At 41.2% G+C, this 22355-nt stretch carries 26 protein-coding genes, 1 tRNA gene and 4 pseudogenes; 5 read left to right on the top strand and 26 right to left on the bottom strand.

What is annotated here, in order from left to right:
• Positions 1-35: 35 nt before the first annotated feature.
• Positions 36-1733 (bottom strand): carbohydrate-binding domain-containing protein, encoded by a 1698-nt coding sequence (locus CGICJO_RS09540; RefSeq protein ID WP_486498691.1) that lies wholly within the window; start codon positions 1731-1733, stop codon positions 36-38.
• Positions 1734-1881: 148 nt separating this feature from the next.
• Positions 1882-2043 carry a hypothetical protein gene (locus tag CGICJO_RS09535; protein WP_087375970.1) on the bottom strand — a complete coding sequence of 54 codons (162 nt, stop codon included), beginning with the start codon at positions 2041-2043 and terminating at the stop codon, positions 1882-1884.
• Positions 2044-2303: 260 nt separating this feature from the next.
• On the opposite strand from CGICJO_RS09535, the pseudogene CGICJO_RS09530 reads away from it, so the two are divergent.
• Positions 2304-2684, top strand: a pseudogene (locus CGICJO_RS09530) (IS110 family transposase); the annotation flags it as partial.
• A gap of 2 nt (positions 2685-2686) precedes the next feature.
• Here the strand turns inward: CGICJO_RS09530 and CGICJO_RS09525 are convergent.
• From CGICJO_RS09525 to CGICJO_RS09515, 3 genes and pseudogenes are all read right to left on the bottom strand, one after another.
• A pseudogene (locus CGICJO_RS09525) lies at positions 2687-3124 on the bottom strand (magnesium-translocating P-type ATPase); the annotation flags it as partial.
• Positions 3100-3294: a DUF3784 domain-containing protein gene (locus CGICJO_RS09520; RefSeq protein WP_486498690.1), complete on the bottom strand. Its 195-nt coding sequence runs from the start codon at positions 3292-3294 to the stop codon at positions 3100-3102. The pseudogene CGICJO_RS09525 and the gene CGICJO_RS09520, both read right to left, overlap by 25 nt.
• 168 nt (positions 3295-3462) lie before the next feature.
• Positions 3463-5049 (bottom strand): peptide chain release factor 3, encoded by a 1587-nt coding sequence (locus tag CGICJO_RS09515; protein WP_087375969.1) that lies wholly within the window; start codon positions 5047-5049, stop codon positions 3463-3465.
• A 289-nt stretch (positions 5050-5338) separates the two neighbouring features.
• Here CGICJO_RS09515 and hemW point away from each other — a divergent pair, with 289 nt between their 5' ends.
• Positions 5339-6463, top strand: a complete 1125-nt coding sequence (hemW, locus tag CGICJO_RS09510; RefSeq protein WP_486498689.1) for a radical SAM family heme chaperone HemW — start codon at positions 5339-5341, stop codon at positions 6461-6463.
• Between the two features lie 2 nt (positions 6464-6465).
• Here hemW and CGICJO_RS09505 read toward each other — a convergent pair whose 3' ends face one another.
• Together CGICJO_RS09505 and CGICJO_RS09500 are read right to left on the bottom strand one after the other, a co-directional pair.
• Positions 6466-7083, bottom strand: coding sequence for a hypothetical protein (locus CGICJO_RS09505; protein WP_486498688.1), 618 nt, complete (start codon positions 7081-7083; stop codon positions 6466-6468).
• 14 nt (positions 7084-7097) lie between these two features.
• Positions 7098-7550 carry a cell wall hydrolase gene (locus tag CGICJO_RS09500; RefSeq protein ID WP_330395794.1) on the bottom strand — a complete coding sequence of 151 codons (453 nt, stop codon included), beginning with the start codon at positions 7548-7550 and terminating at the stop codon, positions 7098-7100.
• 537 nt (positions 7551-8087) lie between these two features.
• Between CGICJO_RS09500 and CGICJO_RS09495 the strand changes: the two genes are divergently transcribed.
• Positions 8088-8176: transfer RNA gene (locus CGICJO_RS09495), tRNA-Ser, on the top strand.
• A 176-nt stretch (positions 8177-8352) separates the two neighbouring features.
• Here CGICJO_RS09495 and CGICJO_RS09490 read toward each other — a convergent pair.
• The 12 genes and pseudogenes from CGICJO_RS09490 to CGICJO_RS09435 all read right to left on the bottom strand — a co-directional run.
• On the bottom strand, positions 8353-9519 hold the full coding sequence (locus CGICJO_RS09490) for a tyrosine-type recombinase/integrase (RefSeq protein ID WP_486498687.1): 1167 nt from the start codon (positions 9517-9519) through the stop codon (positions 8353-8355).
• A gap of 91 nt (positions 9520-9610) precedes the next feature.
• The gene (locus CGICJO_RS09485) at positions 9611-9829 is read right to left on the bottom strand and encodes a helix-turn-helix domain-containing protein (protein ID WP_087375964.1); all 219 of its coding nucleotides are present in this window, start codon (positions 9827-9829) and stop codon (positions 9611-9613) included.
• Positions 9826-10191: a type II toxin-antitoxin system PemK/MazF family toxin gene (locus CGICJO_RS09480; protein WP_117705380.1), complete on the bottom strand. Its 366-nt coding sequence runs from the start codon at positions 10189-10191 to the stop codon at positions 9826-9828. Before CGICJO_RS09480 ends, CGICJO_RS09485 begins: the two co-directional genes overlap by 4 nt.
• Positions 10192-10240: 49 nt before the next feature.
• Entirely contained in the window at positions 10241-10630 is a 390-nt protein-coding gene (locus tag CGICJO_RS09475) for a hypothetical protein (protein WP_486498686.1), read from the bottom strand.
• A 138-nt stretch (positions 10631-10768) separates the two neighbouring features.
• Positions 10769-11197, bottom strand: coding sequence for an ECF-type sigma factor (locus CGICJO_RS09470; protein WP_486498685.1), 429 nt, complete (start codon positions 11195-11197; stop codon positions 10769-10771).
• 463 nt (positions 11198-11660) lie between these two features.
• Entirely contained in the window at positions 11661-11849 is a 189-nt protein-coding gene (locus CGICJO_RS09465; protein ID WP_486498684.1) for a cysteine-rich KTR domain-containing protein, read from the bottom strand.
• Between the two features lie 22 nt (positions 11850-11871).
• Positions 11872-12588, bottom strand: a complete 717-nt coding sequence (locus tag CGICJO_RS09460; protein WP_204444917.1) for a flavodoxin family protein — start codon at positions 12586-12588, stop codon at positions 11872-11874.
• Between the two features lie 2 nt (positions 12589-12590).
• Positions 12591-13163, bottom strand: a complete 573-nt coding sequence (locus CGICJO_RS09455) for a TetR/AcrR family transcriptional regulator (protein ID WP_204444915.1) — start codon at positions 13161-13163, stop codon at positions 12591-12593.
• A gap of 101 nt (positions 13164-13264) precedes the next feature.
• Positions 13265-13465, bottom strand: coding sequence for a cysteine-rich KTR domain-containing protein (locus CGICJO_RS09450; RefSeq protein ID WP_412364364.1), 201 nt, complete (start codon positions 13463-13465; stop codon positions 13265-13267).
• On the bottom strand, positions 13446-14243 hold the full coding sequence (locus CGICJO_RS09445; protein ID WP_087229951.1) for an alpha/beta fold hydrolase: 798 nt from the start codon (positions 14241-14243) through the stop codon (positions 13446-13448). The genes CGICJO_RS09450 and CGICJO_RS09445 overlap by 20 nt, the downstream gene beginning before the upstream one ends.
• Positions 14240-14779 carry a PadR family transcriptional regulator gene (locus CGICJO_RS09440; protein WP_087230327.1) on the bottom strand — a complete coding sequence of 180 codons (540 nt, stop codon included), beginning with the start codon at positions 14777-14779 and terminating at the stop codon, positions 14240-14242. The genes CGICJO_RS09445 and CGICJO_RS09440 overlap by 4 nt, the downstream gene beginning before the upstream one ends.
• Before the next feature lie 141 nt (positions 14780-14920).
• Positions 14921-15016 (bottom strand): annotated as a pseudogene (locus CGICJO_RS09435) (TnpV protein); the annotation flags it as partial.
• 145 nt (positions 15017-15161) lie between these two features.
• Here CGICJO_RS09435 and CGICJO_RS09430 point away from each other — a divergent pair.
• Positions 15162-15449, top strand: coding sequence for a helix-turn-helix transcriptional regulator (locus CGICJO_RS09430; RefSeq protein ID WP_486498683.1), 288 nt, complete (start codon positions 15162-15164; stop codon positions 15447-15449).
• Between the two features lies 1 nt (position 15450).
• On the top strand, positions 15451-15582 hold the full coding sequence (locus tag CGICJO_RS09425) for a hypothetical protein (protein WP_486500017.1): 132 nt from the start codon (positions 15451-15453) through the stop codon (positions 15580-15582).
• 27 nt (positions 15583-15609) lie between these two features.
• On the opposite strand, the gene CGICJO_RS09420 is transcribed toward CGICJO_RS09425, so the two are convergent.
• The 7 genes and pseudogenes from CGICJO_RS09420 to CGICJO_RS09390 form a co-directional block, all read right to left on the bottom strand.
• Positions 15610-17352, bottom strand: a complete 1743-nt coding sequence (locus CGICJO_RS09420) for a CHAP domain-containing protein (RefSeq protein ID WP_486498682.1) — start codon at positions 17350-17352, stop codon at positions 15610-15612.
• Positions 17353-17388: 36 nt separating this feature from the next.
• The gene (srtB, locus tag CGICJO_RS09415) at positions 17389-18159 is read right to left on the bottom strand and encodes a class B sortase (protein ID WP_486498681.1); all 771 of its coding nucleotides are present in this window, start codon (positions 18157-18159) and stop codon (positions 17389-17391) included.
• 4 nt (positions 18160-18163) lie between these two features.
• Positions 18164-20476, bottom strand: coding sequence for a VirB4-like conjugal transfer ATPase, CD1110 family (locus tag CGICJO_RS09410; protein WP_486500016.1), 2313 nt, complete (start codon positions 20474-20476; stop codon positions 18164-18166).
• A gap of 18 nt (positions 20477-20494) precedes the next feature.
• Positions 20495-20911, bottom strand: a complete 417-nt coding sequence (locus CGICJO_RS09405) for a PrgI family protein (protein WP_087375940.1) — start codon at positions 20909-20911, stop codon at positions 20495-20497.
• A 13-nt stretch (positions 20912-20924) separates the two neighbouring features.
• On the bottom strand, positions 20925-21134 hold the full coding sequence (locus CGICJO_RS09400; RefSeq protein ID WP_412569527.1) for a hypothetical protein: 210 nt from the start codon (positions 21132-21134) through the stop codon (positions 20925-20927).
• A gap of 10 nt (positions 21135-21144) precedes the next feature.
• Positions 21145-21762, bottom strand: a pseudogene (locus CGICJO_RS09395) (VirB6/TrbL-like conjugal transfer protein, CD1112 family); the annotation flags it as partial.
• A gap of 63 nt (positions 21763-21825) precedes the next feature.
• Positions 21826-22299, bottom strand: coding sequence for an RNA polymerase sigma factor (locus CGICJO_RS09390; protein ID WP_486498680.1), 474 nt, complete (start codon positions 22297-22299; stop codon positions 21826-21828).
• Positions 22300-22355: the final 56 nt, after the last annotated feature.

Below are 22355 nucleotides of genomic sequence, written 5' to 3'. Positions count from 1 at the left end.
TAAATTCATCAACATAAGAATTTATCCGCTGTTTTTTATATAGTGATTGTTGTTGCGTAACTACCTATTTTTAATGTGTATGTATAACCTTTCTGAAGCAATGAACTGCTCACAATAATGTTGCTGAACGGTTGTTCTGCTATATCTGAAAAAATCAGATTTCCCGATTGATCCAAAATTTCAATGAAGGTGTTTTGAGGCTGGGAATCAAGATTCAAAGTAATAATTTGCTGTTCCGTTTCTGAGAAATTCTTTTCTCCGGAAAGATTTCCGGTTGCTAATATTGTTCCACCTGTGATATAAAGATCATCGCTGTAATCAATAACCATATCTTCTTCGTTATCGGCAGTTGAAATCATTATAGTTCCGTCGGAAACCGATACTTCTCCTTTTGCGTCAATTCCGTCACCTGAAGCGTTTATGGAAATAAATCCGCTAAAAATTCCTATACCTGAAGTAGCGTTAGAATTTGAAGATGTTTCTCTTAAACCGCTGCCGTCGTTTCCGCCTGCGGCGTTAATGCCGTCATCATCTGAGGTTATATTAAGAGACGCATCCTGTACGAATACTGTGTGGCCTTGAACTCCGATATAACTTTTCTCAATTGCTATATTAGCTTCACCTATTACAACGGTATTCTCTCCGTAAATGCCGTTGGAGTCTGATGTTATAGTAAAGCTTCCTCCGGTTATTGATACGTTTGATTTTGAATAAACAGCATCGTCAGAGGTATTAAAAGTAAATTCTCCTGAACTTACTGAAACCTCTTCCCCTGCGATTAAACCGCATCCGTTTTTCTCATTCTCTGTTGGGCTTGCTGAGCTGACAGCCGATATATTAAAAGCTCCTCCGTCAATCAAAAGAATGGATCTTGCATCGATTGCATTCCCCGATGAGCTTATTGCAAACATGCCATCGGATATATATATAAATCCTAATGAATCATTTTCTTCGTTGTAGGAGTAAATTCCTTTATCATCTGATTCTATAGACATCATAGATGAAGAAATTCTCACACTGTCTGAAGCAGCTATTCCATATTTATCAGAAGATATATAAATTGTTCCGCCTGTAATAACAGCGTTTTTTTCTGAAACAATACCGTTGCCTTCAGAAGCGTAAACATTTAAAGTTCCACGGCCGTTTATAGTTATATTTGACTTTGAATAGATAACTCCGTTTGCTCCGTCATTATCTGAAAAATAAAAATTATTGGAAAGTTTGTTTTCTGTATTTTCGGCTAAGGTTATATATACCTTATTTGCATTTTCAATTTGTATAGCTGATGTTGTGTTGTTCAGTATATTTACGCCGTCTAAAACAAGTCTGATATCTTCGTCACTGCCTGCGTCTACAATTATTCTGCCGTTTTCCAGATTTCCGGTAACTATATATGTTCCGGCAGATTTTATTGTAGCGACTGCTCCATCCACTTCTACATTTTCCGAGTCAGAAAAAACCTTGTCACCATTTAGATTGATTGCAGAAGTTTCTGTATCATCGTATCCTATTTCTTTGTCTTCAGCAGAAAATAATGATTCGCTTTCTGTAATGGAAAGCAATGTATCAATAGTTGCGCTTGCAGGAACAATTTGACTCATCAATATATTATTTTCAGTTTCGCTTGTACACCCGGTAAACAAGAGTGTCATAAAAGAAGAAAGTACTATAAATGTAAGAATATATTTTATTTTATATAAAGGTTTGTAAAATCCGTTGTTTTTTAAATCCATTTTACGTTCCCTCCTTACTATGAGATTTTATATAATAAAACATAATTTTACTTTAAAAAACAACAAAACCACAGAGGGTATAAATTTATTGCCTCCGTGGTTTTGCTGTTGATATAGAATATTATTATAAAAATATGATTTGGCACTTTTATTTATGTTTTTTATTATTTACGGGCTTCATACTCCAGAATATAACATTCATAGCTATTACTATAAGTAAAACCGCTGACATAGCTGCCCAAAAGCCTATATTTATTCCTAAAAACTCTGTTCTTCCAAAAAAATTAAGCCAAAGATTCATCAAGTTCATGTTTCATTCCTCCTCGTATTATAAAGTAGTAGTGTTTATAGACCCTCTCCAAGGTCTGTATGCTATACTGTTTGGAGATACTGTGGATTGTATCATTCCTCCTACCACTCGATGGTTTTTGAAAGGCTACAACCACAGTCTCTTTGTATATTTGTTAATCAGTTAGATACCGCATGACGGTTTATTTTAGAACGAGGTTACAACCGCAAAGAGTACCTGTGGCTCTAAACAGTATCAAATTTACTCAAAGGAGATTTCTTATGATTTTCATTGGTATTGATGTCGCTAAGGATAAGCATGACTGCTTTATTACAAACTCAGATGGTCAGGTACTATTTAAACCTTTCGCTATCCCTAACAATCGTGACGGTTTTGAAGCCTTATTTCAAAGAATCCTATACGTATCAGATGATCTAGACAAAGTAAAAGTAGGACTGGAAGCCACCGGACACTACAGTTACAATCTTCTGGGATTTCTTCTTGATAAAGGCTGCCACACCTTTGTTATCAATCCGCTCCACACAAATCTTTACAGAAAAAGTCTTAGCCTTAGAAAGACGAAAACGGATAAGGTTGATTCCCGTACTATTGCCACTATGATGATGTCTGACATGAACTTAAAGTCCTACTCAGATACATCTACCGTGCAGAGAATATCAATAGCTCCGAAGTTTTGAATTGAGTTAAGATTCTTTACTATTGTATGCTTTTTGCTCATGGAAACAGCGCCTTTTGCAAGGCAGGTTGTAACTATCATAGGGAGCATTTCCGGTGTAAGTCCCACAGCAATGGATATACCGAACAGAAATGCGTCGAGCCAATCGCCTTTAGTTATTCCGTTAACAAAAAATACAAGGGGAACCATAACCAGCATAAAACGTATCAAAACCCATGATACGGCGTTGACGCCTTTTGTAAAGCTTGTTTCAACTGCTTCTCCTGCAACAGCGGATGCCATTGAACCGAACAATGTTGAATCTCCTACAGAGATAACCACAGCAGCTGCACTTCCTGAGATTACATTACTGCCCATAAAAGATATGTTTGTGTAATCTGTTACTGAGTCTGTGGCTTCGCTGACAGTGAAATCATAGCTCCTACATTTCTGCTTAAAGCACGGATATCAATTTTTTCTTTTTCTTCCGACGGCATATTTTTCCACGCTGAAATATGGAGATATCCTTTTCCAAAGGAAAACCAAATACCTGCCAAAACAAAAATCAATCCGAAGAATATACAAGTAAAATTCATTGTTATTCTCATCTCCTTGTTTTTATTGTGTCTGTATTATAAAACTTTTTTGGAATTATTAACATGAACAAAACCTTGCGAATTTCTTGCGATTTGAAAAATAAAAAATCCCATATGACAGCAAATCTATACTGTCATATGGGATTTATGGGATTAGTGTTATTTAAATTAAACGTTGCCGAACTCTTCCAATATAAGTCCCTTATTATGCTCTAAAGCCCAGTCAATACTCCAATAGCTTGTGAAAAGCAAAAGGTTATTTCCTCTCATATCACATATTCTCTTTGTATCAGAGGCTAAATCAAGCTTTTTAGGGTCTACATCTTTGTTTCCTATCCAGCGTATAAACTGATATGGAAGTCCTTCCATAACAACGTCAACATTGTACTCATTTTCCAGTCTGTACTTAAATACATCGAATTGGAGCACACCAACAACGCCGACAATAACTTCTTCCATACCTGCGTCAAGCTCACGGAAAACCTGAATAGCACCTTCCTGGGCAATCTGTGTGGTTCCTTTTACAAACTGCTTTCTCTTCATTGTGTCCTTTTGACGTACAAGAGAGAAATGCTCAGGAGCAAAGGTTGGAATACCTTTAAACTTAACTTTATTTGACGCCATACATATTGTGTCACCTATGGAGAAAATGCCTGGGTCAAACACACCGATAATATCTCCTGCATATGCTTCGTCTATGATTTCTCTTTCCTGAGCCATAATCTGCTGAGGCTGTGAAAGTCTGATTTTCTTTTCGCCCTGTACATGATATACTTCCATATCTTTTTTGAACTTGCCTGAGCAAATTCTCATGAAAGCGATTCTATCTCTGTGAGCCTTATTCATATTTGCCTGTATTTTAAATACAAAAGCTGAAAAATCTTCATCGTAAGGTTTTACTATTCCGTCAACGGTTTCACGTGGAAGAGGAGGTGTTGTAAGTTTTAAGAACTCCTCCAAAAAAGGTTCAACACCAAAGTTGGTAAGAGCAGAGCCGAAAAATACCGGAGTAAGCTTACCGGTTCTTACTGCTTCCAAGTCGAATTCGTCGCCTGCGCCGTCCAAAAGCTCAATATCATCAAGAAGCTCCTGCTTATGAAGAGAACCTACATACTCTTCAAGGTTTGGATCGTCAGGAGAAACAGTCTTTTTCTCAACCTCATGCTGTCCGTTATTTGCTGTAAAGCAAAGGATTTCTTTTTTGCTTCTGTCGTACACTCCCTTGAAATCCTTACCGGAAGCAATAGGCCAGTTCATAGGACAAGTGTTTATGCCAAGTACGTTTTCTATATCTTCCAAAAGGTCATAAGGGCTTTTGGCGTCTCTATCCATCTTATTTATGAAAGTAATAATAGGGATGTGTCGCATAACACAAACCTTAAAAAGCTTTTTTGTCTGGTTTTCAACACCTTTAGACGCATCAATTACCATGACCGCTGAGTCAGCCGCCATAAGTGTTCTGTATGTGTCCTCGGAAAAGTCCTGGTGTCCCGGTGTATCCAAAATGTTTATGCAATATCCATTATAATTAAACTGAAGTACAGATGAAGTAACGGAAATACCTCTCTGCTTTTCAATTTCCATCCAGTCAGAAACTGCGTGCTTTGCCGTCTTTTTTCCTTTTACAGAACCTGCCACATTTATAGCACCGCCGTAAAGAAGCAGCTTTTCTGTAAGTGTTGTTTTACCTGCGTCAGGGTGCGAAATAATCGCAAAAGTTCTGCGCTTGTCAATCTGATTTTTTAAATCTGACACTTTATTTCCTCCGCTTGCCTAAAAATTTCTATCTTTATTATTTTACTATTTTCTTGTGATACAGTCAATAATAACAGTAAAATTATAGAAAATTAGCATATTAAGCAAATTAAACCGGAAAAGTATTGACATTTTATCTATTTTAGTGTATGATTGTTTCAAAGTAAGGATATGATTTTTATTCCTGCTTTTTGAATTTAGCTTTTTTTCATATTTTTTCATATACCTTCCAAATTGGGGCAGAAGCTTTGAGAGTTTCTGCCCCTCTCCCCTTTTTAAGGAGGCTTTTATGGTTAATTCAAATTTTTTAGGATTATATATACACATCCCTTTTTGTTCCTCGAAATGTGCATACTGTGACTTTTTCAGCATGCGTGGAAATGAGTCCAGATTTTCTGATTATACAGAGATAGTAAAAAAACGAATAAAGTTTTTTTCTGAAAAATACGGCGACAGAACCGTAGACACAATTTATTTCGGCGGCGGTACTCCAAGTATCATTGGCGCTGAGAGAATTACAGACATTATAAAGACAATAAAAGAGTCTTTTCCAGTCAGTGAAGTTTGTGAAATCACAGTGGAGGCAAATCCAGAGTGTGTATCACAGGGATTTGACTTTAATATATTAAAAAATGAAGGCGTCAACAGACTGTCTTTAGGAATGCAAACCGCTGTTTCGGAAGAATTATCTTTGCTTGGCAGAAATCATACAAATAAAGATGTTATGAATGCGGTAGCCAATGCCAAAAACAGCGGCATATCCAATATATCACTTGATATTATGCTGGGAATACCTAATCAAAGCGAATTGTCTTTAAAGGAAACAATTGATTTTTGTACCGGCCTTGATATCACTCATATATCTTCATATATTTTAAAAATTGAAGAAAATACACTATTTTGGAAAAGAAAAGATAAATATAATTTTCCTGATGAAGATTGTCAGGCAAATCTCTATCTGGAAGCTTGCCGACTATTAGAAGAAAACGGATTTATGCAGTACGAAATCTCTAATTTTTCTAAGCCCGGATTTGAAAGCCGCCACAATCTTAAATACTGGAACATGGAAAATTATCTTGGAATAGGGCCTGCCGCACATTCGTTTATTGACGGTAAAAGATTTAATTACGACAGAAGCACAGAGAAATTTAAAAACAATATTTGGAATAAAGATGATGACTGCTCTGATATTGAAACATATATAATGCTTAAGCTCAGACTAAAATCAGGCTTGAATTTTGATGAATTAAAAGAACATTTTGGTATATCTGTTTCTCAGAGGTTTTTAACAAAAGCAAAGGCGTTTCAAAATGCCGGATACTGCAATCTTCAGGATAGTTCCGTCATTTCTCTTACGCCTAAGGGCTTTTTGCTTTCAAATTCAATTATAGTTGAACTTCTCGAAACTTTATAAACTCAATAGAATATTCTTATAAATTTAATGTTATAGAAATCACAGGCTGTAATATCGTTGGTATCAATTTCATTTATAAGGATATAGTTTGCGCCAACCCCCAAAAGGAAGCCCTCTTTTGATGTCATTGTATTGCTCCCCACAAGAAAGTCAACATGAACACGGCGTCCTATTTGTGTTCGGATAAAACCGTTTAAAAACTGAATGCTTTCTGAGGTGACAGGAAACGCATCGCTGTAGCTGTTGATTCCGTTGTTCATCTCGTTTAATCTTTCTTCCTGTGTAAGTTCTCTTTGATTTTGATTACTCATGTCCTTCATGCCGGTATCCGGACCATATCCTATTGTTGTAGAAGGAGTCGGAACAAAATCCTGTGGAGGGAAATAAGGTAAGGTACTCGGGGTCTGACTGTTCTGAATCTGATTTTCGCTGTCTTTAGTATTGTTAGGTTTATCCTGATATTCAGGAAGAATTTCAACACCTTTGCTCAGTGCAATATTATACGCCGCAATTTGTTCCAATGAAGGAATATTCGGATTTACTACTCCTGTATACACGCAGCCGTCTTCCGGACAACTTCCTACACCATAAATCTTTCCCAGGTCAATACTGTTGTTCATAAAAAATCGCTCCCTTATGTTTTGTCGTATAGCTGAGTTGGAGCATAAAAGCAATGTGCTCCTACCCTGTTGTAAATAACCCCGACTTTTGTCGGAAAGTAAGGCGGACAATCCGGACTGTATGGATTAAAGAAAAACAGTGAGTTTCCAACAGCTGGAAAAGTATTTCCGGCCAATACAGAATCCACAATTTCATAGTGCTCTTCGTCAGGATCCATGTTGTAAACATTCTGTGGGTTGTACATTCCTCCGACATCGGTTTTCATACAGGTAAACTGCCCCTGCTGTTCGATAATTGCCCGAACGTCTCCGCCGTTGCTTACTCTTGAGAATTCTCCTGTTTCAGCATTCGCACGATTTACAATTACGGAAGCGACAGCACGCATACCATCGTTTCCTTCTCCGCCTGCTTCACACTGAATCAAGCGTGCAAAAAGTTCTCGTGTATCAAAAGCCAAATTTAACACCCCTTGTTTTCCGGTTTAACATTATATAATATGAAAGGAATATAAGGTTGTTAATTATTTCTTGACAAACAATAAAAAAAAGTATATTATAATTAAGTCTAAAATTAAGGAGATGTACCCAAGCGGCTGAAGGGTACGGATTCGAAATCGAATGACCTTATTGGTTGCCGTATTCCTTAAAACCATTGATTTTACGGGCTTTTTCGGTTATTATGTTTGATAGCAGTACGGTTAGTTCTCTCCGATAGTTCTCTCGCATTTCGAACTGTCGGAAACAGCCGAAGCGGAGAGAAAATCATCTTTTTGCGGACAAGAGCTTTTTCCCTTAAAATGGGGCTTTTTTTCTCAAAATCCGCTAAAGTGTGTTGGGAGTAAAACACTCGAAAACGAATGACCTTTTTGGAAGCTCACCGCCGAAAAACCTTGATTTCACAAGGCTTTTCAGCTATCATTGAAAAGTAAATATCCCTTAGTTCTCTCCATCAGTTCTCTCCTTTTTCCGAGGTGTTTTTGTGGGCTGGTGTGAAGATAAAACACGGAGTGGTATCGAAGTGGTCATAACGGGACTGACTCGAAATCAGTTGTACCTTCGGGTACCGTGGGTTCGAATCCCACCCACTCCGCCAGAAAACTCAGTCTGCAAGCGGTTTTTGCCGTTTGCAGGCTTTTTCTTTTTTCTGCACCTTTGGGATTTTTCCGTGAGTTCTCTCCTGAAAATCGGTAGTTCTCTCCTAAATTTTTTGAGATTTGAACTCTGGATATGTAGTTGGCGTATCCTTAGTAAAGCGATACGCCGCAGAAGCTATGAAATAACCTCTAATGCACCACTCAGACCGTTTACCATTGCGTCAGCCGATGACAGCTTGGAATTGTAATCCAAATGGGCATATACATTTGCCGTAGTTGAAAAATCGCTGTGTCCGAGCCATTCCTGTATCTGCTTCATAGGAACACCATTCGCAAGAAGCAGCGAAGCACAACTATGACGCAGGTCGTGGAAGCGAATGTGGCGCAAATTGTTCTTTTCAAGCAGCTTTGGAAATGATGCTGTGAGATAGTGCGGAGAAATCAATGTCCCCATCTCATCTACGCAGATATACTCCAAATACTTTTTGTTGTAGCATCGTCCGCATACCCGCCTGTATTCTTCCTGTTGTTTCTTGAGCTTTAGCAGCTTCTCTTTGAACGCAGGAACAAGGGGCAGCGTTCTCATACTCGATTTGGTTTTGGTCGTATCCTGTGCTATCTGGATATGCTTGCCGTCAAGGTTGCAGGAAGTAACGGTATGTCTAATGGTAATCGTGTTGTTTTGAAAATCAATAGCGTCCCATTTTAAACCCAGAGCTTCACTTCGCCTCAATCCATAGAACGCACCAAGAAAAATCGGTATTTCAATCAGCGTTCCTTTGGCGGCTTCAAATAATGCCTGTACCTCGTTGCTGTCATAGAAGCTGCCGATAAACTTATCAGCTTTAGGGCGTTCCACTTTATCCGCAGGATTGACAGAAATAAGGTCAATCTTTACGGCATATTTTAAAGCTCTATGGATAACGGAATGGTAGTGGATAACCGTGTTGGCTTTTACTCGCTTCAACTGTTTCATATAAAAAGCCTGAATGTCTGTCGCCTTTATTTCGGAAAGTGTGATTTTTCTTTCCTTGAAATACGGAATGATAACGCTCTTTGCCATACCTGAGTACGATGAGTATGTGGTAAGTGCGATAGTCGGCTTTGCGATTTCCAACCATTGAAGCAGAAAATCCGAAAACAGCATATCTTCCTGTATGGGTTTGCACTCAGGCACAAAGGTCTGCCTTGTTTCCATCAGCATCTTTTCCGCTTTCTTTTTATTTCCCTTGACAGGCAATCCTGTCGGCAACCATTTCGTTTTTCTTTTTCCCGCAGCATCGGGATAGCTCAAAACCATATAAAAATAGCCTTTTTTCTCTTGCAGATGTCCTGCTACCATAAATATAACCTCCTTTGCGTAGCACCGACTTCTGCTGTTGACCATATACATTGTAGCAATTTAAGCCAAAGAAGTCGAATGTGCAAATTCTTTAATTCTCCGCATTCCGCAGACCTAACCTCAAATAAGAAAGAAGATGGGCTTTCGGTACTTTGTACGCTCTGCCCACCTTCAGGTGTTCTATTTTGTTTTCACGGAGTAATTGATAACCTGTTTTTGTGCTGACACCAAGAGCCTTGCTCATTTCATCAACGGTTAAAATGTCTGGGTATTCTTTTAAGACTAACGCATATATATCTCCAAAGTTCATAAGCTCCTCCTTTTTTCAACTCCGATACTGATGAGGAGAGGAAATTCAAGCGATTTCAAATACTGCTCATCAAGGTGTGTGAGATGTTCTTTCAAGCGGCTTTTATCAATCGTGCGTAACTGCTCAAAGAGAATGATTGAGTTCGCAGGAAGCCCCTCAATTTGCCCCAAATATAAGTGTGTAGGTAATTTCTTCTTTTTGCGTACACGGCTTGTTATGGCGGCAATAATGACCGTAGGACTGTGCTTGTTTCCTATATCATTGGAGATAACAAGTACAGGTCGTGTTCCTCCTTGCTCCGAGCCGACAACAGGGTTTAAGTCTGCGTAGTAGATGTCACCACGCTTAATTGTTTTATCCATTAGTTTGACCTCCTATCTGGATATAAGCAGGTAAGCTCTGCCTATGTAATCAGCCAAACACAAGGAAGTTTTTAAGGTCGGGAAAGCATAAACAATTCTCTGTTTCAATAGACCGCCTTGTATTTGGCTTTATGATAGAAGCATCTCTATTTGTCCTCGACACCCCAAGATGCAAATGCGTTTCACGCAGGGAAGTCGCCAAACGGTCAGCAGCGAACTGACACCACGGGAGTTCCACCCCAACTGACGGTCTGCCAGAGCCGCCCTCATTGCCTGCGACGGTTTTATCACGCTCGGACTGTGACTGGACGGGAGTATCATTATCCTCTTTGTGGATTACGGCGAAATCGGGAGCTGCCCGATATTTTGAGTAGGTAGTTATCGCTCTCTGCCTTACGGCAGGTCGTGGCGTACCTCTCGACACGCTTATGCTTATCACAATCACAAAGAGAAAGTATTTGGCGAATGGCTATTCGATTGACAAGGAACAATCCTGTTTTCGCCACACAAAGGAAAACAGGGTGTGAGGATTTTATCCTCTCACCCTGTAGCCCGTGGGGAACTGCGATTTTCCCCTCTATTCAAAAAACTTTTTTAATTTTTCTTTGAGCCTGTCCATTCGCCTGTAAACAGCTTTCTCGGTGATGTTGAGAGAGTGGGCTATTTCACGAGTGGAATAGCCTTGTATCTTCAGCAAGGCGATTTGCAGGGTCAGCTTGTCCACCTTAATCAAAATCTGATAGAGTTGCTGATTTTCGATACTGTTCAACAAGTCCTCAATCGTCTTTATTTCGGGCTGCTGCGTATCATCGGCAACTCCCTCAAGGTATGTACCCACTTCCTGCATACGCTGATAGTACCGCCTGTCTGAATTGAAAATCGCCCAATCGTGAGAACGGAGCGTTTCAATAGTGCTTTCATCAACGCCGAGCTTCCTTAACTGTTTTTCTTCGGCTTCTTTCCAGAGCCGCCATTTCTTTTCTTCTTTGGCTTTGTTGTAAGCCATACCGTTTTACCTCCAATCTGAATTTTTGAAAAATCCAGATTGAAGGGCGGCGAACGGCAACCAACACCAGATATAGGCTTGTCCTTTATTCCGACAAATAACGACAAACAAAAAACCGCAAAGGCAGTCATACCTTTGCGGTTATAAGCAATATAAGTTCTATTGTGTAGATATATAGCTTCTACTTTAGAAGCGTAATAGTACCACGAATAACTTAGGATTTTTTTAACAGATTATCCTCACTTATTCGTGATGCTATGTAGGTAACTGCTGCTTCTGATAAGCAACAAGGCGCTCAGGGCAGACCAGCGCATAAAAAATCCCTCCAAACTCAAAACGGGTTTAGAGGGCTGCGCTATTTTATTCGGGCGTGACAGAACAGCCCACCAAAGCACCGTTTTTTTATTTGGTGGACTTGTCCAAGTATAAGAGAAAGAGCCGATGACTGTGATTACTCACAAGTTCATCGGCTCTGCGTCTGTGCGTCTGGCTCTTTGATGACAGTTATATGTAGTTCCTTTGCATCAATCAAACTTTCCTGTTTACATTTCGGACAGTAGAGAGGATAGTTTTTCAATACTGTATCCTCTCTAAGCCTGTCACGAGTTTTGCTGCCACAAACAGGACAGCGTATCCATTCTGTTTTATCCATAGGCGCACCACCATATATAAAATTATTTCCACGGTCTGACGCTACCAAGCCAGCCCTGTTCCGCCCAATACTTTCCGTCAAGGTATTCGGGGTCTGATTTATGTATGGATTTCTGCATCATACGACAGACAAAAAACTTAAATTTCGTAATCAGATTTGTGTATGCAGGTTTTGTATAATCTATATAGGCAAATTTACGGGATAGTTTTTGAATCTTTCCCGTAAGCTCAGCTTGTTTCTTTTGGGAAAGTTTTTCCCAAACAATATCGCCCATCAAAGCACCAGTAAATATCCCAATTTGAGAAATTCCCCACCAAGATAAACTATGCTTTATATCTTTCGCCGCTGATTTTGCTCCACTACCCAAGCATTGCGTTATGATAACAGCTCGCTTTTCAAACATTTCAGGAGCCGGGCGATGCGGCATCCAACGATAGGCGAGATGATCAAGAAATGCTTTCATTGCACCAGTAGCATGAAATACATAGGCAGGCGATGTCATTACAATCAAGTCTGATTCCAAAAGTGATTTTTCGATTTTTTCGATATGGTCAGCGTCCTTACAGTTTTTTTCACCCTTTAAGATACAGTTTGTGCAACCGATGCAGAAACTCGGACAATCCTTGGGGAGAAAATATTCTGTAATATTCGCTTTATCCCTAAATGCTACTAAAAACATCTCTTTCAAACGGTAGGTAACACCGTGCTTTTCTGTTCCGTTTATGACTGTGATTTTCATGATTACACCTCCAGAATGTCGTGAAGTATCTGCGTGTGAAAGGCGCTACGATTATCTTTTTGGCTCAAATCAATATTCAACATTTTTGATATTGTTTCGTGCCGCAAAAATGTTTGCTGCATAATAGTTATTAGGCAGAAAGTTTTTCGCCTTACAGTTGCCGTATCCCAATCGGGGCGGCAGGCAGAAACAAGCGAAAGATATGCCGCATAGGTTCTGTAAGTATTGTCGCATTCTTTCGGCGACTGCATATCCGTGAGAACTGAAATTCTGGATACAGCGGCGTGTTCAAACAAGAAATCCAGCGTCATATTTCCGAGATATTCCAACTTCTCAAAAGAGGACAGTCCTTCGATTTCTTCCCGTATATTCTGGAAGCGTTCTACGATTCCATTTATAATGCGTTCTACACACGCTTCTATCAGCTTATCCTTACTGCCAAAATGGTAATTTACAAGTCCTAAACCGACACCTGCATTTTTACATATATCACGGACGGTTATCTCCTCTAAATGTTCACCGTTTTCCTCAATGAGTTTAATCGTCGCCTGTATGATTGCTTCTTTATTATCCATACCAACATCTCCTTTTGAACGCCGTTCAATTATATTATACTGAACTGTGTTCAAAAAGTCAAGGGGTTTTAACATATCGACGACTGTGATTGCTCACAAGTTCATCGGCTCTGCGTCTGTGCGTCTGGCTCTTTGATGACAGCTATATGTAATTCCTTTGCATTTATCAAAGTTTCCTGCTTACATTTCGGACAATACAGAGGGAAATTTTTTAGTTCGGTATTTTCCCGTATCATTGTTCGGGTTTTATTGCCGCAGACAGGGCAGCGTATCCAATCACTTTTAGTATTTGCCGTATCCACTTAACCAAAATTCCTCCATAGCTGCATTAAATTTATCTGGTGTGTCCATATTCACACAATGTCCAGCTCCCTCGAAAATAATCACACAGCATTCTGGTTCATTTTTCTTCCACATTTCTACTGCGGATAGTTCCATTGGAATGTCATACTTTCCGCAGCCAATAAGCAAAGGATATTTCCTTGGTTCTGTCTGCCGAACATTTACCATACTGCTTAAAGAAGATAAATACATAAATGACTTTTTAGGAAATTGAATATTCATCTCGTAAAAATCCTTTTGAGCCTGTAAAGTATAAGCAGATATTTTTTTATTCGACTTTGCAAACCATTTAATTGAAAATAAAGCTTTAAGCATCATAAGTGTCTGTGATGCGCTATTTTCTTTCTGCATTTTTGCATCAAAATTGTTTATATCATAACCGCCGAAACAAGCAAGTGATTGTACTGCTTCTGGATACTGGTTTGCAAAGTCTTGAGCTAATACAGCTCCCAATGAAATGCCGACAATATGTATCTTTTCAATTTTTTCTGTTTTTAGGATTTCGCTTATCCACGCCGACATTTTATCTATACTATCACCTTTTCGCACTTTCGTTGATTTACCGTGACCAATAATATCAAGAGTAAGAATATTGTATTTATCCCGAAAATAGTCGATTTGGGTTTGAAACATATTATGATTTACAAAAGCTGCGTGAATAAAAAGTATCCATTCTGTTTTTTCCTTTCTGCTGATATAATAAACAATAGGTGATTTCTCTAAATGGTATTGCTTCATATTTCTCCATTCCTCATCTTTTCTAATAAATTCTCGAACCAATCAATATTAAATTTGATTATATCTTTGCCATATAGTGCAGATACAAATTGATAATTAAGTATATCTTTGTGTTCTTCTAAAACATCAATATTCTTTACATTATCACATATTGTCGCTAACACATTGTATTGTTCTTTTAAATACATTAAATGTTGTTGTATGCTTGTCTCTCGATTTTTCTTATCTGAAAATCCCATAAAATAGACCTTTGCTAACTCTGGAATTTTAGGACTTTGTTCTTCTAAGGGTGCGTTTATCCACTCATAAAAATGCTGCTTTCCGCTTTCCGTTATGCAATAGATTTTCTTATATTTTCCATTATCAATAATCTCCTCATAACTGATATATCCGCAATTCAGCAGTTTTTTTACTGCAGCCTGTATGCTGCCCATACTGCTGCTATACATCAAATTTATCCCTTTGCTAATTCTATCCCTTAATTGATATATCGTTCTATTACACATAAGTAAAAGTCCAAGAATAATGTTATCCATTGTACATCCTCCGTATATTGCTATTAGTAATATTACTATTATATTCAGAAAAGGACCAAAAGTCAAGAGGTAGTTGTTTTTGTAAACACAAAGCGACAGAGCTTTTATCCTCAGCCGCTTGTCTGTTATATGTATAAACGATTCCTCATTCACAATCTCCATAGCACAAACCTGTATGTTATTCATTCGCCCAATCCATTCAAAAGCGTATTCAGCCTTTAACTGTTCCGTGATACCATGTGTCCAAGAGATAATATGAATTTTTAGCTCCATTTATAAGAAGTGAAATATCTTATAGTCGGCATTTTCACATCGTTTAATAAGAAGCCACAAATCCATACAATATAATAAGATAATTATATTGGCGCAAGGTGGTGAGCTTATGGACGAGAGAAACAACGATTTTGATTTCGATTTTATGCCGATAGGACAGGCGATTAAGAAAGCCCGTGAAGCAAGGGGAATGACGAGAGAGCAGCTTTCTGGGATAATCGGCTATGCCCCCAGACACATTCAATCTATCGAAAATGAGGGAAAATATCCAAGCATCGAGCTGTTTATTCAGCTTATTACAATGTTCGATGTTTCGGTTGATGAGTATATATTTCCTAACAAAGAAGTCAAAAAGAGTTCCGTCCGCAGACGCTTAGACGCACACCGAGTTTTTTGACATACGCAGGAATATTTTTTGTTCCGTCCGCAGACGCTTAGACGCACAGCTCGACAATTTAGATGATAAAGAACTGTCCGTGATTGAAGCAACTGTAAACGGACTATGTAAAGCAAAAGAGCCAGAGGAATAAAATCCTCTGGTTTTCTTTTGCCCATTTTTAATAAGCAGGGATACCGTAGCCGTAGATAACGCTGCTGCCGATAGAGTAGCTGTTCTGTCGGCAAGCATCGCCTGAGTTACCTTCAACGGTATAGACCGTTCCGTTTTCCACACGCTCTACAATACCCACATGGTCTGTAAGACCGTCACCTTCCCAATCGAAGAAGATAATGTGTCCTGCTTCTGGCGTAAAGCTGCCGTCCTGCCATTGTCCTCTTTCCTTAAACCACTCAGAGCCTTGTATGCAGCCCGCAAACTTCGGGATAATCCCGTTCTCGATATAGCCGCATTCGTTCGCACACCACGAAACAAAGCAAGCGCACCATTCCACACGAGAATTGAAGCCGTACCACGACCAATAGGGCTGACCGCCTGTATTTCCGACCTGCGACAGAGCCACGGTCACGATTTCGCCGTCGCCTACGGATATGCCGTAAAGCACCTGCGACCATAGCGAATTGTTTTCATCGGCAAGTAATTCGGACAACATCTGCCGCTGCTCGTCATCAAAACCGTATTGGTCTGCCATTTCCTCGGCGGTTTTGTGGCTGACTGTGATATACAGGTAAGTCCGTGTTTGGGTGGTTTCGGTCTGGACGATATTTCCGTGACCGTCATCTGTTTCGGTTATCACGGTTTCGGTCTTGCTTTCCGTTCGGGAGCTTATTTCGTTCATTTCCCAGAATATATCCGTCAGGAGCTGCTTTTTATTATCGTCCATTGTCGCCACTTCCTGCGGATTGTCTGGGTCGGTAGTAGTCTTGACCGAGTAAACCGCAAGCACCTCTTTCCAGACGGCACGGCTTCCTGACATTTCCAGAACATCATAAGCTGTATCGCTTTTGATTTCATCAAGGCGGGTGTCATATTCGGTATTGATTTCTCTAACCACGGTCTGCATTGTCATTCCGTTTCCTGAGTCCTCGCCCGAAAAGAAAATACCAAATACCGAGCTTACGAGCAGACCGATAAGGCAGATAACCAAAATGACAACAACCGCAACCCAACCGCCCGCCGCAATCGCCGCAATTAACGCTTTTGTTCCTGCAATAATCGCCTTAACTGCCGCAATCGTAGCTTTGACCGCCGCTTTCACGGCAACAATCGTAGCCTTCGCCGTGGCTCTTGCTGTCTGTGCAGCTCTCTGAGCCGCTTTTACGGAAGCCTTCGCCGCCGCCTGTGTTGCTTTGGCGGTATGCTCGGCAGTTTTTATCGCTGCCTTTGAGGTTGCCTGTGCGGTTTTTACTGATTTTTGCGTAGTCTTTACCGTACCTTTGGCGGCTGTTTTAATCGTCTTTTTACCGCTTCGGGCAGTCTGCGTTATGGTCTTTTCCGCTTGATTTGCACCCTTGACCGCCTTATCTGCGGAATGGCTGACGGTACTGCGGTAGATCTGTACGCTGTTTCCAGACATACGCTTCTCGGCGGCTTTAGCGGCTCGTTTCTGCTTGAAATCCGATAGTTTATCCTTTGCCTTAACGATATTGTCCTTTGTGGTTTTGACCGCCTTTTGACCCTGCTTGTTGAACTGATGAACGCCCTCATTCGTAATGCGCTCCGAAGCTGCCGAAACCTTATCGGCAGCATACTCGGTAGCGGAGCCTTCCTCAGCGTAATAGCCCTGCTCCGCCTTATCCTTTATTTTGGAATAAGCCGACTTCATACGCTCGGAAGCTACCGCAGCCTTGTCAATGGTCTTAATCGTACCCTTGACCGCATCTCTGGTTTTTATATCAGCCATAGATAACCTCCTTCCCCAGAAGATTTGCAGTCAAAATCAAGCTGTCTTTTTTGCGACCACCACAAGCCTGCCATTCTGCGCCGAGTATTCACAGGTAGAGAGTGTGATGAGCCTGTCGCCGTATTCTGCATTTACGCCTGTTTCATACAATGCAAGCTCCTTGCATTTTTGAATATAGGCGTTAAACTCGTCCTCGTTTTCCGCATTGACAAAATCATAGTAGCGGAAGCCCTGAGAGCTGTACGCCACAGTCTTAAAGACAGCGACAATCTCATATTCGCCACGCTCCGTAAGGGTATCAAACTGAATGGTCTTGTGTTCCTCATAGAAGCTCTGGGATTTGTAATCCTCCAAAGCTCCGAACATCTTCCCGCCCTTAATGTGATGACCGTAGATAACAAGGTTATCGCTGCTTGCAAGGTCGCAGTTTTCCTGAATATACGGCGTTCCCAAGTCGCTGTATTCTTTATCAAAGTTACGCTTCAGATAGTAGTTCGGCTCATTCGGCGTCTGCATCACGGGGTAATTGACGGTTGTGCCTGCAATGGAAAGCCAGCCGACCATATCCGTGTTTTTCAAAAACAGTTCGCCGTACTCCGCAAGGACATTTTCTTCCTCAGTCAGGGGGACTTCTGGGGCGTTACTGTCCTCTGTCTGCGCCTGCTCCACGATTGCGGCAATTTCCTCAAAGGCTTCGGTCTGCTCGGCTTCGTGGGCATAATGGTCGTAAATGTGATAGCTGCAAAAAGCCGCCGTACCTAACAGGCACACGGCGGCAATAAGACAAATATACTTTTTCATTTTCATACGATTACACCTCTCCAAACTTGGTAGTCATCAGCCTGTAAAGCTCCGTATTCCGTGGGAACTTGTTGACGAACGGCACAAGGGAGCTGCCGACTTTGAGCAAGCCCTGACCTGCGCCGACATTCGTGATATAACTCATCTGAAGGTCGGAGATATTAAGCAATTTGGCAAGCTCAATCCTATCGGTGGACGCTTGATTTAACATAATGATAAATTCACTATTGGCAAGCATCGTCCTCGCCGTATGGCTCTGCAAAAGGTCGTCCACATTCTGCGTAATACCCGTACAGTACGCACCGTACTTACGCACACGCTTCCAGAGAGTAAAGAGGAAGTTTGCCGAGTATTCGTGTTGGAACAGCAAATAGATTTCATCAATGAAAATGAATGTGTTTCTGCCTTTTGCTCTGTTCTGGGTAATACGATTTAAGATGCTGTCAAGGACAACAAGCATACCGATTGGCTGTAACTGCTTGCCTAAATCCAGAATGTCGTAGCAGATAAGGCGGCTGTGCGTATCCACATTGGTATGCTTTGCAAAGGTATTCAGAGAGCCGTCCGTAAACAGCTCGATAGCAAGGGCGATTTCTTTCGCTTCTGGCTCGTCCTGCTTCAACAGTTCCTCACGGAAGTCCTGCAAAGTGGGCGGTACGCCCTGATAATTGCCTTGCTGATAGTGGCGGTACACGCTTGCCGTACAACGGTCAATAATTGACTTTTGTTTTGCACCCAGACTTGCGCCGCCGATGAGCTGTTCACACAAAGACAAAATGAACTCCGATTTCAAAATGACGGGGTTTGCGCCGTCACCGTAATCGGAGTTCATATCCATAGCGTTGATATGGTTTTCGCTCGTTGCCGAGATGTGAATGACCTCGCCCTGCATTGCCTTTACAAGCGGCGAATATTCTCGCTCAGGGTCAATGATAATAACATCGGCATTAGGGTCTGTGAGAATAATATTTGTCATTTCTTCTTTCGCCGTAAAGGATTTTCCTGCTCCAGACACACCGAGAATAAAAGAGTTGCCGTTGAGCAAATAGCGGCGGTTGGCGATAATCATATTTTTGCTGATAACATTTTGACCGTAGTAAACGCCGTTTTCGTGATGAATTTCCTGTACTCGGAAAGGAATAAATACCGCAAGACTTTCCGTTGTAAGAGTACGCATTGCATTGATTTTGCGAACACCAAACGGCAGGGCGGTATTCAGTCCGTCCATCTGCTGATATTTCAGCACCGCAAACTGACACAGGTGCTTTCTGGCAGTTGTGAGCAGAGCTTCGGTGTCATTGTCAAGCTGTTCCTTTGTTTCAGCCGTATGCACCATTGTCAAAACCGCAAACATCATTCTTTGGTCACGGGTTGTCAAATCGTCCAAGAACTCCTTGCTTTCTTTGCGCTGCTGTTCAAGGTCGTAAGGAATGACCGCCGAAAAATTGTTGTTCTGATTTTGTTTACGCTGCCAATTCGTGATATTGGTTTCCACGCCGAGCAGTCTGTTTTCGACCTCACGCACGGCTTCGTCTGTGGGTACGGGGATAATGTCAATGGACATCATCATATTGCGGTTAAGCTCGCAAAGCTCCGCCATCATACTATCCTTAATATATGCTGCATATTCACGCAGGAAAATCACACGCCCAAATCTATCACCCATACGAAAGTAGTCTTTTTCAAACTCAAAGGTATCTGGGCAAATGAAATCCTTAAAATCGTGACCTTTACGCATTGTCTGCTTCAGGTCAAAATGGAACGCCGTTTCCTCACCTGTGCGATAGAAGTCGTGGAAGATACGGAGTTTTTCTTCCGCTTCAAGCTCTACGCATTTTGAGCCGAGCCGTGCGAAATGGGAAATCAAATCAGCTCCCACACGGGCAAAATAGTTCCTCGCTTCCTCGATATTCTTTTTGCAGACGGAAACCGTTACATACTTATCCTGTACGATAGAATTAGCCCCCGTTACTTTATCAAGCAGCATTTCGTTGTATTCTTTACGGTATTTATCCAATCCGTCCTCTGCCATAGGAATTAAAATGGTCTGTTCAAAGTCCGTTTTATTAAGGCGGCGGTTGTTGACCGTAATTTTTGTGGTCGCTCCGCTATCGAGAGCGTTTAGCAGCTCTGAGTATTCAAGAAACATCGCCTCTTTGTCCTCACGGCTTGCCACGGAATAGTTTATATCCTCAAACTTAAAGGTTTTTGCGTATTTGTTGTTGCCGACAAGAAAAATACCGTCCTCCCAGATAGTCTTAATCGGAATAATCGCCTGTACCGATTTGGGAATGACAAACTTTTCCTTATCCTGCTTGAACAGAGTTTTAAGAGTTTTGTTTTAAGAGTTTTCAGCATTCTTTACCTCCTTGCTGCGCTTGGCTTTTTTTGATTTTTTCGCCACGGGGCAAATGCCTTTTTCGTGGTTTTGAATTGTGGTTTTCAGCGTTTCATAGTAGAGATTGTCGGGGTTAAACATCAGCTTTTTCGGCATCAAAAACTCCGACTTAATCCACGCCCATACAAATTGCTCTGCGGTCATACCGTTGTACTTAACAAAGCCCATTACCGCAAAGGGAGCAGCACCGAGAATACACACCCAACTGAGGGTTTCTGTCCCGAAGTACGGGCGGAGAATAAAATACAGTCCTACCGCCACACCGCAGGCAAGTAAAGAAAAAATGAACTGTCTGAGCGACAGTCCAAAGAACATACTTTCCGTATAATTGCGGATTTCCTTATTTATTTTGACTTCCAAAAGTTACACCTCCTTATCGTTCCATACCGCTTTTTTGTCTGGACTGCTTTTTGCGGGACGGATATGGGATATATTCTTCTTCACCCGCAATAATACTGAACTCCGCTTTTAGAAACGGATGCGTTTCCTTTTCCTGATACTGACGGATAAGCTCAACAGCACTTTCCTTTGTAGAGGTGCTTCCCTGTTGTACTCCGTCCTTAAAAACATAAAACCGTTTCATCGTTTCCTCCTTATAAGCCCATCATTTCTCTTACAACACGGTCTGCCATTTTGACGGCACCGACCAAGACGAGCATATTAAATACCAACTCACCGATATAGCTCCAAACCATAGATACAGGCGCAGCGTTCGGGTCAACCGCAGGGGGAGAAGCCGCAAAGAGTGAGAAGATGATACAGGCAAGCACAATGATTGCACCCTCCAGACAGACGGCAGCATAAGACTTGATAAAGCTCTTGCCGACACTCTGGCTTGGCTCTCCCGCAAAAGTGGAAAGAGGGACGGGAGCGATTGCGGTATAGAGATACAAACGGAAAAATCTTCCGTACACCGACATAATCATAATGAATGACAATATCGTGATGAAAAGTCCGCCGATGAGCGTAACAGCCCACAATGGAATGCTCTCAAAAAAGCCACAGTCCTCAACAGCCGTGACAATCTCCTGCGGCAATACCGTCTGTGCAGCCGAGCCGAAACCTGCGGCGTTCATAATGGTTGATATTAAACCCTGCACAATGTTGAACAGAGCCATCATCAGCTCCAAACCGTAGGTCACAACACCTTTTGCAAGGGCAAAGCGAATAAACAGCTTCAGAGCGTGTTCGGGCTTTTTAACCTCTGTGAATTTCCATTAGAGAACACAAAGCAAATACCCTCATATCCGAAGATACAAAGGTATGCTTAACGGTCATGGGTTTAGGTATTTCTTCATCTCTGCCTTTATCTTTTCTCTGGCGGCAGTTACAGCACGACCTACGGATTGTTGGCTGCAATGCTCGATTTTCCCTATCTCTTTATAAGTCATCTCATACTCATAGTGGAGCAGGAAACGCCGCCTTTGCATTTCAGGCAGTTTGCGAATAACTCTCTGGAGCAGTTCTGCCCGTTCTTCCTCAAGAATAACCTCCTCAATGCTTTTAGGCTGTCTTACCGCCCGCCAGTTCAGAGTTTCCTCCATAATTTCCGAAAACTCCCTGTGGCGGTAATCCCAACCCTCAATTTTCCGTTCGTCAAGTTCCAGTCTCCGAAACGCCATATAGAAGTCATAGGATACGCACAGTTTTTGGATTTTTCCCTGCCCGTCACGAAAACTGATATGATAGCTTGTTCCTGCCTCTGTCACTACTTCCCGAAGCCAGTATGACCGTTTAGGTATCGCCATTGCCTTGTCCTCCTGCTAAAAAATGGGTGAGAGGGGTTGTCCTCTCACCCAGTAGC

Source organism: Candidatus Limousia pullorum (genome assembly GCF_057405065.1).
Note: the sequence above shows the minus strand (reverse complement) of the source record. Positions and strands in the feature narration are given on the sequence as shown.

Bases quoted from the DNA above. Each gene is read 5' to 3' on its own strand.
- CGICJO_RS09540 (WP_486498691.1), bottom strand. From the start codon at position 1,733: ATGGATTTAAAAAACAACGGATTTTACAAACCTTTATATAAAATAAAA.
- CGICJO_RS09535 (WP_087375970.1), bottom strand. From the start codon at position 2,043: ATGAACTTGATGAATCTTTGGCTTAATTTTTTTGGAAGAACAGAGTTT.
- CGICJO_RS09520 (WP_486498690.1), bottom strand. From the start codon at position 3,294: ATGAATTTTACTTGTATATTCTTCGGATTGATTTTTGTTTTGGCAGGT.
- hemW (WP_486498689.1), top strand. From the start codon at position 5,339: ATGGTTAATTCAAATTTTTTAGGATTATATATACACATCCCTTTTTGT.
- CGICJO_RS09505 (WP_486498688.1), bottom strand. From the start codon at position 7,083: ATGAACAACAGTATTGACCTGGGAAAGATTTATGGTGTAGGAAGTTGT.
- CGICJO_RS09490 (WP_486498687.1), bottom strand. From the start codon at position 9,519: ATGGTAGCAGGACATCTGCAAGAGAAAAAAGGCTATTTTTATATGGTT.
- CGICJO_RS09485 (WP_087375964.1), bottom strand. From the start codon at position 9,829: ATGAACTTTGGAGATATATATGCGTTAGTCTTAAAAGAATACCCAGAC.
- CGICJO_RS09480 (WP_117705380.1), bottom strand. From the start codon at position 10,191: ATGGATAAAACAATTAAGCGTGGTGACATCTACTACGCAGACTTAAAC.
- CGICJO_RS09470 (WP_486498685.1), bottom strand. From the start codon at position 11,197: ATGGCTTACAACAAAGCCAAAGAAGAAAAGAAATGGCGGCTCTGGAAA.
- CGICJO_RS09465 (WP_486498684.1), bottom strand. From the start codon at position 11,849: ATGGATAAAACAGAATGGATACGCTGTCCTGTTTGTGGCAGCAAAACT.
- CGICJO_RS09460 (WP_204444917.1), bottom strand. From the start codon at position 12,588: ATGAAAATCACAGTCATAAACGGAACAGAAAAGCACGGTGTTACCTAC.
- CGICJO_RS09455 (WP_204444915.1), bottom strand. From the start codon at position 13,163: ATGGATAATAAAGAAGCAATCATACAGGCGACGATTAAACTCATTGAG.
- CGICJO_RS09445 (WP_087229951.1), bottom strand. From the start codon at position 14,243: ATGAAGCAATACCATTTAGAGAAATCACCTATTGTTTATTATATCAGC.
- CGICJO_RS09440 (WP_087230327.1), bottom strand. From the start codon at position 14,779: ATGGATAACATTATTCTTGGACTTTTACTTATGTGTAATAGAACGATA.
- CGICJO_RS09430 (WP_486498683.1), top strand. From the start codon at position 15,162: ATGGACGAGAGAAACAACGATTTTGATTTCGATTTTATGCCGATAGGA.
- CGICJO_RS09420 (WP_486498682.1), bottom strand. From the start codon at position 17,352: ATGGCTGATATAAAAACCAGAGATGCGGTCAAGGGTACGATTAAGACC.
- srtB (WP_486498681.1), bottom strand. From the start codon at position 18,159: ATGAAAATGAAAAAGTATATTTGTCTTATTGCCGCCGTGTGCCTGTTA.
- CGICJO_RS09400 (WP_412569527.1), bottom strand. From the start codon at position 21,134: ATGAAACGGTTTTATGTTTTTAAGGACGGAGTACAACAGGGAAGCACC.
- CGICJO_RS09390 (WP_486498680.1), bottom strand. From the start codon at position 22,299: ATGGCGATACCTAAACGGTCATACTGGCTTCGGGAAGTAGTGACAGAG.